The organism is Entomomonas asaccharolytica (assembly GCF_016653615.1).
Taxonomy (GTDB): Bacteria; Pseudomonadota; Gammaproteobacteria; order Pseudomonadales; family Pseudomonadaceae; genus Entomomonas; species Entomomonas asaccharolytica.
Genome location: NZ_CP067393.1, coordinates 2226580 through 2246999 on the forward strand (window position 1 = coordinate 2226580; position 20420 = coordinate 2246999).

At 32.5% G+C, this 20420-nt stretch carries 10 protein-coding genes; all 10 read right to left on the bottom strand.

From position 1 onward, the window contains the following. Window positions 1-1551 precede the first annotated feature (1551 nt). A complete protein-coding gene (locus JHT90_RS10360; RefSeq protein ID WP_201090699.1) occupies window positions 1552-1710 on the bottom strand; it encodes a DUF2283 domain-containing protein in 159 nt (52 codons plus the stop codon). A 989-nt stretch (window positions 1711-2699) separates the two neighbouring features. After that, entirely contained in the window at window positions 2700-3005 is a 306-nt protein-coding gene (locus JHT90_RS10365; protein WP_201090700.1) for a toxin C-terminal domain-containing protein, read from the bottom strand. A gap of 136 nt (window positions 3006-3141) precedes the next feature. Then, window positions 3142-3507: a hypothetical protein gene (locus tag JHT90_RS10370; RefSeq protein ID WP_201090701.1), complete on the bottom strand. Its 366-nt coding sequence runs from the start codon at window positions 3505-3507 to the stop codon at window positions 3142-3144. Between the two features lie 200 nt (window positions 3508-3707). Then, window positions 3708-4268: a hypothetical protein gene (locus JHT90_RS10375; protein ID WP_201090702.1), complete on the bottom strand. Its 561-nt coding sequence runs from the start codon at window positions 4266-4268 to the stop codon at window positions 3708-3710. After that, the gene (locus JHT90_RS10380; protein WP_201090703.1) at window positions 4268-8437 is read right to left on the bottom strand and encodes an RHS repeat-associated core domain-containing protein; all 4170 of its coding nucleotides are present in this window, start codon (window positions 8435-8437) and stop codon (window positions 4268-4270) included. Before JHT90_RS10380 ends, JHT90_RS10375 begins: the two co-directional genes overlap by 1 nt. A gap of 27 nt (window positions 8438-8464) precedes the next feature. Continuing rightward, window positions 8465-8914 (bottom strand): DcrB-related protein, encoded by a 450-nt coding sequence (locus tag JHT90_RS10385; RefSeq protein ID WP_201090704.1) that lies wholly within the window; start codon window positions 8912-8914, stop codon window positions 8465-8467. A 22-nt stretch (window positions 8915-8936) separates the two neighbouring features. Then, window positions 8937-10877 carry a type VI secretion system tip protein TssI/VgrG gene (gene tssI, locus JHT90_RS10390; RefSeq protein ID WP_201090705.1) on the bottom strand — a complete coding sequence of 647 codons (1941 nt, stop codon included), beginning with the start codon at window positions 10875-10877 and terminating at the stop codon, window positions 8937-8939. Window positions 10878-12059: 1182 nt separating this feature from the next. Beyond that, the gene (locus JHT90_RS10395) at window positions 12060-16238 is read right to left on the bottom strand and encodes an RHS repeat protein (RefSeq protein WP_201090706.1); all 4179 of its coding nucleotides are present in this window, start codon (window positions 16236-16238) and stop codon (window positions 12060-12062) included. Beyond that, window positions 16231-19341: an Ig-like domain-containing protein gene (locus JHT90_RS10400; RefSeq protein WP_201090707.1), complete on the bottom strand. Its 3111-nt coding sequence runs from the start codon at window positions 19339-19341 to the stop codon at window positions 16231-16233. Before JHT90_RS10400 ends, JHT90_RS10395 begins: the two co-directional genes overlap by 8 nt. Window positions 19342-19492: 151 nt before the next feature. Further along, window positions 19493-20347, bottom strand: coding sequence for a hypothetical protein (locus tag JHT90_RS10405; protein WP_201090708.1), 855 nt, complete (start codon window positions 20345-20347; stop codon window positions 19493-19495). Window positions 20348-20420 lie beyond the last annotated feature (73 nt).

Genomic DNA, 20420 nt, shown 5'->3' on the forward strand with positions numbered 1-20420 from the left:
ATATAATTTTAGTATAACAGTAAGTGTCATAATTCCACTTACTGAGAGTCTCCAGATTGACTCCATTATTAAGTTTAATTATAAACTAAAATGTAAAGTTATATATAGACTTTAATAGAAGTAAATTCAAATAAGTATTTATAGTAAAATTAAGAGCAAAGGCTCTAAAAACTAAAAGTGTTAAGGGAAAGGATATTAAAGGTTAAAGAAATTATCTTGGAAAGGCTTTTAAAAGATCTGTATACAATAAAAAATGACATTGCATTGATTCTTAAATCTATATAGAGTTTAATAAATAACAACAAATCAATTTGATTTTCATAGTAGTTTAACTTATACATTAAAATTGATAAGTTACTAAAACTTCTTAAGGAATTAATAGGCTAGACAATTGATAAGAGTTTCGTTTTCCGCTCCAAATCTTCTTACGAAGAAGTCAATTAATTCCAAGGTTCAAGAGATTTTGCTGGTGGCTTTAATTTAACATCATTAACTTCTATTAGAATCCAAGAGATACCATCTCAATTTGGCACTTCATTTTGCATTTTAAAATCTGGAATTGGCATGTTGTATTTTCTAATGTTTTCAACTTTTGAAGATTGATAATTCAAACATTACAAATTCTGTTTTGAGGACATTTATCATGATTACAGATACAATTATTCAAAATGCTAAACCTAAGAAAACCTATTATCAATTATAACATATTAAGGTATTATCTATTAATATTACGCCCGCAGGAACCAAATCGTTCAAGTTCAGAATTATGAAGAAGGGTAAAAAATATAATTTAACTTTAGGTCAATACCTATTCTTGAGCTTAAAAGAGACCAAGCAATTAGCTAAAGATAAACTGTTTTTTTAAAAATTTTGGTAATTATATATATCTTAAAATTAAAAATTTAATAACTTCTTTAAACATTTTTGTTCATACATTAAATCATTTAACACTGCATCATTTTCTGAGATATTAGCATTATTTAAAATTTCAATAGAATTAGTAAGTAATTCAAATAGATTTATTAATAAAGATTTATAAGAGATTTTTTCTATTAATAAATCATTTACAAAGAAAGCTCTCTTTTTTCATTAAAAATAAATTGAATACTAGATGAAAAATTATATATTTTCTTTTCTCTAATACTAAATAAAAATTCAATAATTGATATAAAAATCATTTGCAAATCTTTACTTAAGTAATCATATCTTAAAAAGTTTGCATTCCCTCCATAGAATTCTAATCAACCTAAATCAAAAGAAGATTCTATTAAGTTATCAGTAAAAATATTGATTTTCATAAATTAATGCCCTCTCAAGATTGGGAAATTGTAATCATTCTATTACCATCAACAGAATCAACAACTAGTTTATAGTTAGTTTTAAACTATTTATATTCAATCTCATTGTAAAAGCTTGAATAGTTTTTAAGGATCTGATTGACTTCTTCCACTTATAATTATTTCAGTTGCATATTTCTCAATGTCAGCTCTAGTCATACCCGCATCAAATAAATCATCATACCATTCTGGGAAAATTATAATCATTATTTAATTAATCTAATAATAGTTCAATACCTATTATTTCCCCTTCATGATCAAAATCTAAATAAATTTCAGGACCCTTATAATCATTGATAATAGAATGTAGAGCTATTTGTTTAGTTACTATTTTACTCTTACCAGGATGATTAGGTAAAAATAAATAAGCCATACCACCATCTTCATTAATATCCTAGTTTAACAATTTCTCTGGCATACCTAACCTCCAAAAAGAGATATTCTTACAGTTTTTTAGATTAGCTATTTCATTTTTCAATTTGATAAATATCCTATTTTAGCTTTTAATTCTTTCATCTTAGGTATCAATGCAAACTATCTTCAAGTGGTTCACCATCTAATGATCAATAATCCATAAGGGATAAGCGATCTTTATAATTAGCCAATAACAAATTTACTGCTTTAATTATTATTTTATCATCACTTTTAGATTCTGATATTAAATCATTCACTACATCAAGTATTAACTTCATTAATAGCTCTCTTTCAGAGCTTGAATACGCGTTAAATAAGCATACATATATTTAGTATGAAACTCTTCTGGTAATTCCTATGGCTAATCCTAAGTAAAACTATCACCTAATGGCAGTCTAAGATCTTTACATATATTATTGACAATACATATTTTCTTTTACTCGATCATTTAACTTGAAAGCCAGAAATTAAACAAGAAAAAACAATACCTTATCTAACTAAGTATTTAAATATGGTGAGATAAAGTCTTCAACATACAATCTAGTACTGATAGTATCTATACAGTTTGCAAGAGAGCTATTAGAAGCTACATACATATAATAGTCATATCCAAAATGAAACTCACAGCTTTCTCCTATTAGTTTTCACCATATTTGTTCTCTAAGTATATGTTTTATTAATTGTGGAAGCTCTTCATTAATATCTATTTGCTGATTTTCTTTATAGTCCTTAACATCTGAATAATTTTCTAACTCTCTAACTGAGAAAAACTTTTCTTCCATACAATAGGAAATTTTTTGAATAGTATCTATATAAGTATTTTCTATTACTAAATATTCTTATTTTGTAACATTCGTTCCTATATCAGAAAAACTTGTCCATTCTTTTTGGATATCAGCTTCATTCTTGCTAGGATCATATTTTGTAATTTTATAAGAGAAAATCATTTTAACCACCAATTCTTACAGTTAGGTCAATATTATAAGTTCCCGATCTAGTAGATTTACTACCTAAATTTCTTATACTACTTGCAGCATTCCAAAATCCGCCATTGTGACCATCTATATGAGGAGTAATATATCTTAAATCAATAGATGCTTTTGGATTATGATAAACTGCCTGACTATATGACCTCTCGTTTATTTTCCTGTATCCCATATCTTTGGCTTGTTGAGCATGTCTACACAAACCTAATGGATCAATCCAACCAATAGGATTCAAAGTATTAGTATATAAATTATTACCTTCTAACAATCCTATCAGATCTTAGGTAGTATACCATCCTACTTGTACATCATAAGACTTGAAAATACAGTAAAACTTTTATTTCATTATTTTGTAATTAACAAGTTATTGAAGTTCACTTTTCAGTATGTTCTGATATATCTAATTAAAAACTTTTGATTAATCTTTTTTGGTTAACAGTAAATTCAACTTCACTAATTAGCGCTTCATATGTTTTGCCAATTACTTCAAGTTTTACGTTGAGAATTATTAGGGATCCTGATAGTATAGAATTAATCATGCTTTTTGCCATTAACTCATAATCTCCTCGCAAATTTATTCTAAAATATATTTCAACAATAGTTTTATCTTTACTGTTATAACTTATCGCAATGGAATCATTATCATAGCTTCCAAAAAATATAGTATTTTTATTCCAGTGTTCATTTGAAACAAGATAATTTATTGAATTCAAGAAACTTTCTGATGAATAATTAGCAAACCAATTAATTGAGTTAAAATCATCATCCATAATTTTTTTGGGAATTCTATCATACTTTTTTATCAATGCTTTTTATGGTAAAGCCCAAAATGAAAATTGCCAAAAAGCCATAAAAAACACTCTCATAAATATTACTATTTCAATGCCATCACAAAAACCATAGGAATTATAAATAAATTTCTGTATGAACTATGTCACCAGACTTATTTATAGTGATAGTTTTAAATAATTTAGAGATTTACTTCAATTTTATTTATTTCTATTCCTTTAAATTTATACTCTTTAATATCTTTTTTTATTTGATTTTTTGTTTCTATTCCCAATATTATACTTGGAAATAATGTTTTGCCACTACCATAACAGCAACTAGTGAAATAAATATTTTCTTTAAGAATTTCTTTTGATTCATCATAAAAATCTGGATAAGGAACAACCTGATCATAGTATTGATTACATATATCACAAAAATTTTCTTTCTGTAATGCTGAAAAACTAATTTTCTTCAAAGGTAACATTAAAAAGAACTCATTAACAGGATCTAAAGAAATAAACTTTATACTCTTATCTAATTTAATTAAATATTCTTTAAATCTTTTACTAACAATAGGTCGACGATCATAGGTATAACTGAGATCATATTTTTTTACTAATCGAAAGTTTTTAGGATAATAATCATAATTTACACAACAACCACACTTTTTACAAAAAATATTGTTAGGTGCATCTTCTAAAAAATATGAATTATTATCCTTTGCGTCAAAAAAATATCCTATTGTCAATAACTTTGTCATTATATCAATCCTGGATGTTGCTTGAAGAAATCTGCTGCTGCATCTTTAAAACTTGAACCTGAGCCTTTATAAAAGTCTGCCAATGCATCTAGAAGCTCTGTTCGAGTGAAGTTACGTTGTATTACAGCGCCACTATTACCTCGTTGAGGTCTCATATGAACAGTATTATTACCTACTATTTTAGTTCTTCCAAATAAAAAATCATTTAACTTACGATGTAGAGATCTATGATCAACATCTGTCATGGTAGTTAAATTTTGCTTTGGATCTCCTCCCATAAATTTAGGATCAGAATGATGTCCATGATTACATAATCCCCAAGGGTCAACCCATCCTGTAGGATTAGGCGTATACCTATATAAATTATTACCACCTAATAGTCCAATCGGATCTTGAGTTATATACCTCCCTACATGGGGATCATAATATCTGAAAGTATTGTAATGTAATTCGGTTTCTTCATCAAAGTATTGACCCTGGTATCTTAGGTTTTGCTCTACTTCATTAAGTCGTAAACTTTCTATTTCACCCCAAGCTTTATAGTTAGCTTGCCAAACAATAGTACCTTGTTGATTGGTGAGCTCTAATGGTGTACCTATTTGGTCGGTATGGTAATAATAAATATCATCTATATCATATTCGGTATCTATTCTTGCTAGTGGCACATAACTATTAGGCTCATAGATATAGCTGATTTGTTTTTGCTCGGTTTGCTCTTGTAGCAATCGTAAACCTTGCCATAAGAAAGTAGTTTGTTTATTTTGCTGAGTTTGCAAATTATTGATTTGTTTTTTAATTCTGCGCCCTAAACTATCATAATAGTAATAACTCTCAGTTATTAGTTTATTATTTTCATACAGTTGGGCTTTTACCAGTCTATTTTCACAATCGTGGTTAAATTTTTGATATTTATTAAAGCCCGTAATTTTTTCTATAACATTACCCCATTGGTCATATTCTAAGTGAATATCACCATAGTCAGTAATACGGTTATGTAATGCAAAATGTTGCTTGGGCAATACTTGGCTGGGTAAAAAGTTACCTGCTGCATCACTACTAAAATACTCTTGACTATTAGGTGTAATAACAGTTTTTAGTTGACCATTTTCTTCGTAGCTATATTCTGTTTTACCTCTAGCTTTATCTAATAGTGCAGATAATTCACCTGCGGCATCATACTGGTATTGTCTAAAGATATTATTTTCACGGCTTTTTAGTTGCCTATCGATAGGTAGTTGTTGTTTATTTAGGGTTGTAAGCTCAGCTAATGGTTTTTGTGATGCATATTGCCAATGTTTGCGACCTTTTGCATCATAACCAAAACGACTGGTTAAATTGCCTTGAGTGCGTAGTATTTCCCTATGTAAGTCGTCACGCTCAAAATCGCTGATAATAAGCTGATCTAAACTAATTTGATGTAGATGACCACTACCATAATATTGATGGTTGATTTGCCTTTTATTAGGTAAAGTAAGGATAATTAAATTATCTAACTCATCATATAGGTAATTTAGCTCGCCTTGTGGCGTTTGTTCTTGAATAAGCCGTCCTTTTATATCGTAGGCAAAAGTTAGGATTTCTTCATTAATTCCTAACTCTTTACCTTTATCAGTTGGTTTACGTTCAAGCTTGATTAATTTATCTAATAGGTCATAGTGATAACTATAGCTCGCATCCTCTGTAGTTTTAGCAATTAAACGACCTACTTTATCTCTCTCCAGATAGGTGGTTCTACTAGTAGTTTTTAGTTCTTTATTTACACCAGATTCAGTCAGTTTATTAAGATAACCTGCCTCATCATATTCAAAGTTTCTATTAATTTGATCGATACGGGTTTCTTGGGTAAGACGATCAGTATTATCGTAGGTAAAACGATAGGCTTCATTATTTTCATTTAATAGTACAGATAAACGTTGTGCCGTATCGTATTGGTAAATAATGGTTTGGTCTTTAGGATCAAAACGTTTAGTTAGTAAGCCCCTAGGATTTCTGGAAAGGTAGGTAATTTGTCCTTTGCCATCAGCATGGCTTAGCAATTGCCCCATAGCGTTATAAGTAAAGATTTCTTTAATACCATCAGCATGTATAAGGCAAGTGATTTCACCCTGTGGTTTACGTTCAAGTTGAATGGTTTCATTTAATGCATTGGTAATAGCTGATAAATGAAGGTGTTCATTATAATGATAGTGAGTAATTTTCTCTGAACAATCAGTATAACGCTCTACCTGAGCCCATTTATTCCATGTAATGGTTTTACGTTTATCGAGTGGGTCTAGTATAGCATAAGGTAAGCCATCATCTGTATTGTAATAGTGTGTGGTATGACCTAAAGGGTCTATTTCTGCAATAAGTATGTTGTTTTTCTTATCGTATTCAGCTTGCCAAGTACTTCCATCGGGAAAAATGGTTTGAGTTCTAAGTGAGGTTTCTTTATGGTATTGATAGCTAACTTTTCTACCTAATGGATCTGTTTCTTCTATCAACCGAGAATATTCATCATATTTCAGTGCGATTTTGTTGCTATTAGGAAAAATATAGGCAGTTAAATTACCATTTTCATCATACTCTAGTTGATATTCCTCTCCCCCAAAATCTTTACAATAAGTCATTTGATGATATTCATCATAGCGAACTTCTGACTGGCGATTTAAAGCATCAGTTATCAAGGTTGAACGATTTTCTAGATCATAATTAAAGTGGTAGTGTTCACCATCATTGGTCCAGTGTTCAATTACTCTAGTTTGATTATCTATAATTTGCCAATGATATTCACAACTAAAGCCTAAACCATTTTGATGACGTACCATAAGATTATCTTTATAATCAAATAATCTAGTTGTATCCCCATTGCGATTAATGACAGCTATTAGTTGTCCATCACTGTTATAACGGTATTGCACCATTGTTTCTATAGGTTGATTATCTATAACACGAACAATCTCTGTGACTTTACCTTTGGGATGACGATAATGTAAATGGAGTCTATGCCCACCAGTAGCAGTAATATCAGTAAGTAAATTATTTTCATAACTAAAATGAATATAATGGCCTAATTTATTTTCAATACGTTGTAGATTGGCTTTTTCGCCATTATCTAGCACTTCACCAAAATAATAGAACTCGTCATCTAGCGTTTGGATAATATAGTGACCACCCTCAGTACAAATTAAATAGATTTGCTCACTGGCAATATAAACTTTTTGGCCCTCTGCTAGGCACTCAAAATCTAAAATACGCCCCTGATTATCTACATGGTAAAGTGTATTATTTTTTCTATAGAAATGTTGTTCATAGGGTAATATCCAACCTTTACCTAAAATACTTTCATAAGTAAGATCACTTGCATAAAAACGTGACCAAACAATAGGCATATAGCCAGGTAATGTAAAATCTATTTCATCTTCTGGCTTTAATATTTTACGCCCTGTTGTAGTATCTACAGGATTACCAGTAAAGGCTGAAACAATCTTCCCTCCTCCGTATTCTATAGCCTTACCGATTCCATAACTAATAGCCATACTTGCTGCTAATTTACTTACACAGGGTAAAGCATTTTTTAAACCTGCTTGGATAACATTTTTAATACCAGAAGCAAATCCAGCAATAAACATAGCAACTTCTACAGCTTTACGTAACCACGGTGGAACTTCATCTTGAACAGGAAGGTATTCATACTTATCTTGTCCCATATGAACATTTTCAGAACCTTCATCTATTTTTGCACCACATTCAGTTTTATCATCTTTACGAGCCGCTGGTCTGCTATCTATAAAAACTAAAGTTGATCCCTCTGCAACCTGTGGCTTTGGTGTAGAGGGATGTTTTGAACATATAACCTCACTACCTTTAGCCGTTTTCATACCCTCTGGATTACCTTCAACTGTTCCTGTATAAGCGGCAGGCCTTTTATTGGTATGAACTATTTTTGAGCCAGTGTCTATCTCACCTGTCTTACTAGAAAATTTACTGCCAATCCATTCACCTAATGAAGGTAACGCAGAACCACCTACGCTTAAAAGGGTTCCGACGATAAATGCACCAGCACCACCTGAACAGATAATAAAAGAAGCAGCGGCTACTACAGCTAAACCAATAATAGCGCCTGCTATAAATCCAGCCAACGCACTAGTATGAACAATACTGTCTCCAACACGTGCTGCTTCAAACATAGAAAACTCCTTTTATTCCTTACTTAATTATTTTGATTGTGTTGAATTTTCTCTTTGTTTATAACTAGCTAGTAAGTCTTGCCATAATTTATCTTGTTGTTTGGTAAATTGCTCTTGACTAGTACAGGAAAATACCAAAATACGTTTAGGATAGATTTCAAAAGCTGCTTGACGTTGATAGTAATATTTACCTTCTGATTTATAGTAAGCTTCTATATGTGCACCTTCTATATTAGGGTTACTAGGTAACTTCATTTCTTTATGATCTACCAACTTATAACCTTTAATATGCGCCTGCATTAATTGCATTTGTCTTTTAACATAGCTTGGCATAGTTTCATCTGGTAGCATGTTATCCCGAGCCACAGTTACACTTAAAGGTGCTGGAATAGTACTTCCCAATGCAAAGGTATTGACTGTACGGTCATAAAAATCGTCAGGTAATGTGATCGTGCCTTCTTGTAATAGATATTCCATATTTCAATTTCCTATAAAAAGCTTATTTACCGCCACTACGTGCTTTATCGCTAAATGGAACAACAGGAGGAGGGCTGGCCGAGCCACAATTTAAAGTTATATCTGTAGGGGCGTCTAAATTAATAGTCTCAGCTGCAGTTTGATGAATATGAGTTTTGCCATGAATAAATATTTGTTCGGCAGTGATAACAATTTTGCTTTCACCGACCTGCAGCACTATATTTTCACCATCCATAGCAATAGATGATCCACTACCTTGACCCACTACAATAGTTTTTTCATTACTAACAGCAGTAGACTGATTATTTAAAACAGTTGTTGATTTATCATGTTTAACAGTTTCTGATTGATCATTTTCTACAAGAGTATTAGCATCTTTTTGTGCATGGATATAGATCTGTTCTTGACCCGCTTTATCCTCAAAAGTTAATTCATTAGAGCCACCGCCACCAGGAGAACTATTAGTCTTAAATCCTGTTTTAGTTTTATTCGCAGGCATACCCTCTGCTTGAGTATTAATACCATTATTGGCACAACCTGTGATCATTGGTTGGTCAGGATCACCCTCTAAAAATGTGATCACAGCCTCCATGCCTATACGTGGGATAGTAAATGTTCCATACCCTTTGTGCGCCCAATTACTACCTACTCGTACCCAACAGCTAGAGTTTTCATCAAATTGGCCTTCACGATCCCAATAAAACTGTACCTTAACACTACCATACTCATTACAATAGATTTCTTCTCCAGCAGGGCCAACAACTTTAGCTGTTTGACTGCCAAAGATACGGGTTCTTGGATGAAGCAAAGGTGGACGCCAAGCAACATCTTTAGGGGTGGCAGTAAAGATATTGCGATAACCCTGATTAAACTCTCCATCTGGAAAGGTGAAATCACTATTTAATGAGAATTTATTTTTGAGTTTAGCATTATTTTCTCCACCTAATGCTTCGACTACCTGCGGTTGCTTACCTTGATGGATAATAGTATTAATTAGCCAAGGATCTGTTGCATCAAGACTTGGATGTTCATTAATAGTTATATAATAACCTGTGTGTAGAATAGGTACATCACTATAGCCTTCAGCTAATACATGTTCTGTTCTTAACCGTTCTACTTCTATTTGTGCAAGATGCTTACCGCGAGCGTTGTCCATAAAACGCCCAGGGTAATCATAAAACTCTATATCTGGTTCGGTTGCCCCATTAGCCTTAGCACTTTGCTGACCTTCGGCTTGTCCTTCAGGGATTTTAGTATTGGTGAAATTATAATCACGCCAAGTGGTACGTTTAGTTTTACTTGTTAAATTAACATCAAATGCTTTTATAACAGGTTCTTCTGAAACAAATCCACTGTTAGAAACATATCTAATAGCTTCTGCTAAAGAAGGAAAAATTGGATTACTATCACCAAAAACCATTAAATGATTATCTGATTTATGCTCAAAATAATAATAAATACCTTCCTCTTCACAAAGGCGCTGGATAAAATAGGCATCTGTTTCATCATACTGAACACAATAATCCCTTTCAGGATAGGTCTCTTTTAACCGAAACTCATGGTGTGTCCCTTCAAGTATACCATACTCGCTAAGTATTTGCGAAATAATCTGAGGGACAGTTTTATGCTGAAAAATTCGTTGATTAGTACGTTTTTCAAGATGGGCAAAACAAGGGGAAAGAATAATACTGTATTCAGCATAATCATTTCCTACGGCACCTCGTCTAACAGACATAATAACACCATGCACACCACTTTTTCCATCAGGAGTAAAAGCGAGATAGGCTGGTTTGCTTAATAGTTGAGTAATATCATAGCGAATATGTCGATTAACTAGATTAATCTCGAAGGTATAAGTTTGGCTAATCGACTCTTTCCCTTCAAAACTTAATACCTGTAATCCTGTTTTTTCTAAACCAGCAACATTTAAACTAAAGTGCGCTTCATTAGCGAGATTAAACATAGAAAATACCTTTAAAACTAAATCCTAGATAGTAGGGATGATATTATTATGTTAATTTAAAAGGCACATACTAGACTAAAGTCTAATATCTATCATAATAGAAAAAATAAATAACTTGTAAGCGTCTAGTACCAATTATGATATAGATTTCATAGGTTAAAGCTTGTGAAGAGAATTCAATAATATTTGTGAATTTCATCACAAAATTACTATATTTTGTAAATAACTTGTAGAAGATAATACAGACCATTAATTGAAAACAAATCAAAACAAGACAAAATAAGTTCATTTAGGGGGAAAGATCAATTAAAAACTCTTATTTTTCATCATGTTGTGAAGATTGTTGTGAGTGCGTTTCTCACCCCAATTTATACATCTAAACCTATGATTTATATAAAATTAAATTTTAAATCAAAAAACTCTTATTGTTACTCCACTATTCTATGTATTTTTATATTAGATACTAAGTAAACTGCTGATATCCTTACCAACAATATAATACATAACTTACAAATAAACACTTTTGAAAATATACCCTATTCAATTAGTTATGTAATAACTTTGTGTATTAGCTACTATAGAAGTGAAGAAATCAAAACTATAAAAAATTAATTTTCCTTTTAAAAATACTGTGATTAATTTTTGTATTTCTGCAATATTGCACTTTGATAATGTTAAGAATATTATTTAGGACTATAAGACTATAGTCTTATATGTTGAATGATAAAATTTCATGGTTTGATTTAAAAAATTATGAATTTTGAATATCAAATGTTACACTCAGAATTTTTATGTTAGTTGTATAATTGCTTCTTGTATTCACTATTGAAGATTAATAAGTCTAAACTCACGATAAGTGTTAACAGTATAATTTTTTCTGTAGCCAATTGCTTTAAAAAAAATCACTGATTTATTTTTGGGATTGTAAAATTATAGCTTTTACAAGTTAATTTAAAAAATTAGTGTTATAAGCTATTTTATTCAAAAAATTAAAAATATTTTAAATAAAGTTTTATAATATTTTCTATAACTTGAACTTATTTAACTAATATCAGTATCTTTATAATCAGCCCCTAAAAGAAAAGATAATATTTTGGTATACTACTTTAAGACAATACCATGCTAAAGCTAACTATTCATTTATTATATGTAAGTAGTAATACTACTTACATATAATATTCATTATCTACATTTAATTATGTTATTTATTTCATAACCTAATAAAAATACACTCACCCATGGAAGTTTTCTACCAATATGTCGTAGCAATTTTCTTTTATTAATACTGCTTATATTATTCCTTAGAATACCATTATGCAGAGATCTACTAAATACAGAAGTATGATCATGTTTACCATACCCGCCTAATCCAACTCTATCCTTCTTTATTGAGCCTCCAAATATACCATGAATTAATCCTGAAGCTGTTCCACCACTTGGAACTAAATCTATACTAGTACAATTATCACAATGTACCTCTTTAATCTTTTCAAGCCCGAGATCGATAATATAACCTACAACCATTCCACCTATAATAGGAACAAACCAAACTACCTGCCCTTGAGGATCAATATAATTAATTGGATTATTATATGTATATGTAAAAGTATTTATACCCCCTCTTAAACCTATAGGATCAGCTTGAATATATCGACCAGTATTTGGATTATAGTTACGGAAACCATTGTAATGTAGGCCTATTTCTTGATCATAATATTGACCAGGGAAACGCAGATTCATAGTAATTTGGTTAGTCGTATCTAACTGTGTTCTACCAAATGCTTCTGATACACCTTTCCAAGTTTGTTGCCCTCTTGAGTTTAAAGCTAACTGAGGCGTACCTAAATGATCAGTATAAAGGTAGTTATAATTAGTATTAGCCAAGGTTTGGTTTGCTATGATATTAGCTTGCCACAGTGGACTTGTTCCCCATACTGTATTAGGTTGCCAACCATAGGCTACTTTAACACTACCTGTCTCCTCTAACTCTGCAATTAAGCCTTCATCTGTATAGATATAATATGTAGTAGCGCCATTAACTATTTTACTTATACGACGCCCAAAGGGATCATATTGATAACTAACAATTTCTCTATCACCCTTTTCAATACTTGTTAAACGATCAACGGTGTTATAAATATAGGTAATTGTTTGCTCACTGTTAGTTTCAGTAGCTAAATTACCATTTGTTGTGTAGGTCAATATATTTTGTTTATCTCCCTCACCCCATTTAGTTAGTTGATTATTGCTATTATATTGCCATTCTCCAGTTTGATGAGAACTACCAATACGATTATCTATTGCATCATAGCTATAAGATTCAACAGGCAAGCCTTTTTGTTGCGATAGTTTTGATGGTGTTACTAAAGTTAATCTATCTAGCAAATCATAACCATATAGGCTCAAACCATGTTCACTATCTAGTTGAGTGACATTACCCACTTTGTCATAACTATAAGCACGATTCATTAATAGGTTATTATTAGTATCTTTTACTCGTATCGTTAATGGACGTTGTAATGCATCATAAGTAAAAGTTTGAGTAGCACCAGGGAAATTAATTTGGGTTGGCATTTGCCATTGATATTGTTGCCAAGTAATTTTCTCTCCATTTGCTAAAAGCACTTCTTTCAGTTGCCCATTTACATAACTATAATGGGCGGTAGTATTATCTGGATAGGTTATAGAAGCTAAGTTATCATCAATATCATAACTATATTGTAGTTCTTTAGTAATTTTATTACTGCCAATACCATAACTAATAGTTTCTTTAACAGTACGTCCAAGTGAATCTAAAGTATATTCAAATTCACTATTAGTATCACCAGATTGAATAACCTTTACTACTTGATTAGCATCGTTATAATGATAGTCTACTGTTTGGGATGGTGTATCCTCCCCTAATTTGGCATATATTTCTCTTACTTTACGACCTGCTGCATCATACTGATAGGTAATAATATTATTGCTAGCATCTTTTTGTTCTATTAGCTGGTTAGCTGAATCATAAGTGTATTCAACTATATTACCTAGAGCTTTAGTTTCACTAACTAGATTACCATTGTTATCATAACTAAATAAATAGGTATTACCCTTAGCATCAGTTAAACTGGTTACTTGTCCTAAGCTATCCCAAGTTTGAGTTGTTTCTCCTCCCAATGCATCTGTTAACTTGGTCACTTGCCCAAATGAATTATATTCTATTAAAGAAACACTATTATTAGGACGGGTAACACTAATCGGCAAACCTATTTCATTATAGCTAATGCTAGTTGTTAAATTATTGCTAGCATCTAATAGTTGGCTAATGACTGTTGGTAAACCTAAAGAGTTATATTTATAAGATTCACTATAGGTTGGATATAGGGCTTTTACTACTAGCCCAGATAAGCTTGTACCCTGCTGTCCATATTCTACAGATACATTATTACCCGCAGGGTCTGTTTGATTAGTTAATCTGCCTTCTGAGTCATAGCTTTGCTGTGCCTCTAATCCTGATGGTGATACTACTTTAACAGGCTTACCTACTGTATCATAATAATAAGTAAATGTTTGATTCAGTGGATTAGTTTGTTCAATTTTCCAACCATTACTATCAATTTGATAGGTATAGTTAGTTTCATTACCTAATGGGTCTATTACTTTGGTAATACGTCCTGCATAATCGGTAGTGTATAGAGTTGTATAACTTAATGGATCAGTGGTTTGGGTTGGATAGCCTGCTAAATTATATTCAGTTGTCCAAGTGTTATTTAATGGATTTTTTACACTTGTTACTTGACCTTGAATATCATAAGTAAACTGGTAAGTATTACCATTACCATCCGTAAAACTGGTGACATTACCATTTTCATCAAAAGTTTGCTGCAAAGTTATCGCCTTATCTCCTTCACCTATTACTACGGTAGTAGGCTGACCATAACTATCATATATCCAACTGGCTGTTCTTTGTTCAGATTTACCCACTGCTTCAATGGATTTAATTAAGTTACCCTTAGCATCATACTGCAAATTGGTTATAGTACCTTGAGCATTAGTATATTGAGTGACAACACCATAGGTATCGTTATATTGAAAACTTTCTGATAAGCCATCAGGTCTGGTAATTTTAGAGACATTAAGTCTATCATCAAGTTGTACAGTAGTTTCTAAACCACGCTCATCAATTAGTTTAACTTGTTTATTTGCAGTATCTCTTTTTAAAACTTCTCTGGTACTATCATTAATTGCAGTAGATAACCTTTTACCATTAGCATCAAAAACAAGATTGGTTTTTTTACCAACTGAGTCATTTATGGTAATACTATATTGTTTATTAGTACGACTATATTGCGTATTATAAATAGTAACTGCACCTGTTTTATCAGTAATTTTTCCTACCCGTGCAATTTTTGTATCTTTATCCTTCGCACTTGTACTAACCACACTACTTGCTTCCACTTGTAGTTTATTTTTAGCGCTATTCATAGCAGTTTCAGGAGCAGGTGCCGAATCAGAGTAATCTATTCTAATCATCCCACCATCAGGTTCAGTTTTTTGATTTAATTGACCATTACCATCATAACCATATAGCCACTCATTACCTAATACATCGATTACTTTAGTAAGTTTATTATCTGTCCACTGATAACTGATAGTACGTCCTATTTTATCCTGTACTTGTATAAGCCGTTCATTGCTGTCATAAATAAATGAATATACTAATTCACCATGATGATCTTTAATAGCTGTACGACGGCCTTCATTATCTAATACAAAAGATACCTTGATATTATTACGATCACCATATTCTGTAATTCTTCCATCATTATCATAAATAATCCAATTACCTTGACGATCATACCAACGCCACCCAGTATCTATTTTTTTTATATAAACTTGATTAAAGCTATACAGATCTGCATTACCTGTGCGTTGGTACAAGGTACCAGCACGATCTATCGTTTTTACACTATCATCTAATGGATCCGTAATAAAACGTAAATTAGCCCATGCAGGATTAATATACCAACGCCCATTAACCCATGTACGATTTAGTTTTACTTCACCACCTAATACCTTTACCCTAAGGTCAACAGTACTTTCTGTGTATTCAGTATTAGGTAACTTTACACTCGCATTAGAGACACCACTTACATTCTGTGGTTCCGTATCAGCAAACAGCTGAGCGAGTGCTATTTTAGGTAGTGAGATTAATGCCAATATTATTAATCCCAACGCCATAAATTTATTAATATATTTTGATTTAGTTAATGGTTTTGTTTTATCCATTTTCAATATTTTTATAGCCATTTTTTTATTCCTAGAATTATGCTGGTAGGATTGATTACTATTAGCTCTATTTGTAGTTGGCTTATTCATTTGCGCCTCCTGCACCACCAGTGCCACAACAATCATCAGTACAATCAGGCATACATCCTGAAGTTAAAGGAATAGCAGGAGGTGAAGTAATTGATCCACCACCAAAGCCACCGCCACCAGAACCAGCAGAACCACCCCAGCCGCCAATGCTTGAGCCAGAGCAATTTGAGCCTCTTAGCACATAGAATTTGCCATTACTTCCACCAGAAGAAATATCTCCATTAGCACATTCACTTTGATGAGCTTCAGAATAATTAGCCGAATAATTGGAACAACTTGTCGCAAACTGTGCAGTTGCTTTTAATAGGTTTGAGAATTGTGCGTTGTTATGCGTAGATAAACTCTCATCTACTGCAATCACTTTATAAGGGATTACAATTCTGGTTTTAGGGGGCAACACATTGGGTACTTCCCCAAAGAACTCATATATAAACTGACTATCTGAGTGAGGTGTTTTAAATACAACATTATCTGCTTGTACTAAACCATAGTTTGTTAAAGTAATTTCGCCTGTTCTTTCTTCCCCAGGTAACATACCTGCCAAGTTAATCGCCAGAGGCTCTAACAACACAACAGGTGCAGGTACTTGTGTATTAAAGGTGGCATTTACATCAATATCATAGATATCTTCAATAGTTGTTTCTGTTACACCAAACTCAATATTTACAGTTTGATATTCTAGAAATATATGCTCATTTACAGTCACATTAGGACGAACCACTACTCTACCGCTAGTATCCATGTGATTAGCTGCACTAGCGCGATAACGATAAATGCCTGGTGGTAACTCAGTTAATGTTGCAACACCTTGCTCGTCTGTAGTTATATTATATTCTTCTGTTAGAACTGCTTCATTTTGCAGTTTGATAGTGGCTCCTTTAACACCTAAAATAGGATTACCATTTTCATCTAATGTTGCTGTATAAATATCAGCCACATCAAAACGAACGATACCCTGTCCACTCTGCGTTACTGAAATAGCAACAGGAACTACACCACCATTACTATTTGTTGCACTTACATGAATATTAAAATGATAAATACCATCGGGCACACTACTATCAGGATGAGCGATAATTTGTATAGGTACAGTTTCACCAACTGCTAAGTTACCTATATCATTATCAGTTGCAATAAATATCCAACTAGGTGGTAGACTACCAGCAGCATCTAATAACGTTACCTGTACATCATTTGCAACAGCTAATCCTCTATTACCAATAATAATATTTTCAGTAATAGATTCTTGTTGTTGTAAACCTGTTTGAATATAAGTTGGACTAGCATAGATACTTGGTGTAGCTTCACCTATTTGATAATTAAGTTGTAGTCTTCCTCTCACCAAATCATTTGATTCATTAGCCAACGCAACCAAATGAATCACACCTTGGCTTAGCGCAGTTTCATCAGCAGTAAACTTAATTATAGTGGTAGCCGTTTTACCTGCACTGATATTTATACCAGAACCACTTTCTATATCAATACCTACAGGCAAACTTCCCGTTTCTTGATCTTCTGCTCTTGCTATCCAACGTAATCCTGTCGTAGCAGCAGAAGCAGTTGCATTAACTTTAATTTCCGTAGTTACATGACGAATAGCCTTTAAATTGTAACCCACTAAATTAAATTTAATACGGTTGATGGTGAAACCACCTTGCGAGATAGCTACTGTTTCATTAGGATGAATAATTGCTACCTGATATACACCTGCATCACTTTCCTGAGGTATAAACTTATAAGAGAAAACACCCTCTGCATCCGTAACAACATTTATTTTTCGCTCAAAGCCATCAATCATCAAAACTAATTTTAATGGCACATCAGCCACTAAGCTTTGATCAGCTCTATAAACTGCTTGACCCGTAATGGTAATAGGCTGTAAACCATAAGTAACTTCTGGTGTAATTGCTAATAACTTACCTGTATAAATGGTAGGTGGTGGAGCAGGTGGTTCCACTTTAACTGTTACTAGGCGCGTAATAGTAACTGTTTTATTACTTGTATTAGACACTACTGCTGTTAAAACATGCTCACCATTTTGTACGGATGTAATATCCCAATGCACAGAATAAGGCGCCTCAGTAACAGTAGCAAACAATACATCATCTACAAAGAATTCAACTTTACTAATACCAAGCTCATCAATAGCACTGACCTCAATATCTGTAGAAGTAGATAACTCAATCCCTTCAGCAGGCTTTACAAACACTGCTTTTGGTGCAGGCAATTGATAAGAAAAACTAATTTCAGAACTTAAACTACTTACTTCATAATCATTTTCTACAGTTGCAGCTAGCTTATAGTTGCCTTCAGCTTGTAATGTGATTGTTGCTGAGAACTTTCCTTCATTATCAACTAAAATTTCTTGGTCAACTAATCCATCATTTAGATAAAGTTTTACCTTACCACCTGCTTCAGCAGTACCTGTAACAGCTAATAGAGCTTGACGAATAACGGTATTATTAACGGGTTGTACGATAACTGGAACTGTGATTGCTACAGCTTTTGGATCACTATAATCTGATACATTGCCAGCATTATCTGCCACCTTAATACGAGCATACAATAATCTATCTGTTGGCAAGCCTTCTGTTTCAAAACTACTATTTACTACAGAAATGACTTCATCAAAAATAACACTCTCGAACAAAGCATCTTCAGCAATTTGTAAATGTCCATTCGCCACACCACTCAAATCATCTTCAGCTGTAAAATTTACCCTAACAACATCAGCGCGAGGACGTACAAATTCATCTACAGTAATTGTAGGCTTAACAGTATCAACAGTAGTCAACAACGAAAAATCTGACCACGCACCCCATGTAGCACCATTATCAATACTGCTACGAATTCGTGCTTTATAACTATTACCATGAATAAAACCATCAATAAAAGTTAACTGATCAATATCGCCTACCACCTCGTTATATACAGACTCACCTGCTAAATTTTGTATATCAACTTGATAAGTATTGTGCCAAATCCATTTTGGTGCTTTATTGGTATAAACACCTTCTACAGTAGGGCCAGCATGACCATCATTGCTTACTGAAGAAACATTATTATTTGCTAATATCGTCTGGCTAAAAAATAGCAACGACATTAATAAAACTGTTTTTAATAAAAACTTTAGCCTTAAAAACACCCTATATTTATACCTACAGGATGCCTTAAATAATTCCCACCAAAGATAGGAATTATAATAATTATAAGTATTCATTTTATTATCCTATTTATATAAAATTTCCCATAATTTAAAAAACTAACCCACACGACCTTGATAAACTAAGGCCAGCATTAGCTATAATTTCATGTTGTTGTTTAATGTAATTTTGATAATTACGAAATCCTCCCTGAAGCCAAACTAACTGCTCAGAAAGAGAAGAGTTATGTAATTGCTGTTTTAGATAATGAAGCGTTTTTTTATCATCAGTAACCAATACCCAATTGATAAATGAACTACTTACTAATTGTTCCTCATTGATCAATCCAATAAGCTCTTTAATAGAAGCAGCAGACACATCAAACTGTTTAGTTGGTTTCTCTGGTAAACTTTCGATATCCTGATCTGATAAACCAACAGTAATAACTTTCCACGGAATAGTTTTACCACCTAAAAAAAACTCTTCAGGTGAAATCTCATTATTTAAACTTATTTTCTGTTGCTTAAGGCTATTCCATACTCTTACACCACCATACAAAGCAAAGACGTGTTTAAAGCCTATTTGGCGCAAGTGTGAAATAGCATGATCCAACTGTAACTGATCAAAACCTGTACCAATCAATACCACAAAGTGATCAAATAAAAATTGGCTATCTCCCAATTTGATAAGAGATAAACTAACGACCCTCTCCAAAGGTACATCAATTTGTTTTGGCTTAGATCTAACATCAACCCATACAATATTCTTTACATCACCTTCTAAAATCTGCTCTACTGTTAACCAATTATCTGAAATTAACAGTTCCTTTTTATAATTAGCAGACCAGTGGTTTATTGCTGATTGTTTATGATTAGTTAGATAGCAACCACCAACATCCTGTCCATAACTGACACCCATAAATAAATACAATAAACTGGCTACTAAAAAGTAATTTATATACCCCATAACTAAAGCTCTTACCTCTCAAACAAGATTGCTAGAACAATGTTTCGAGCTTTAATGCTATTACCCTTTTTAA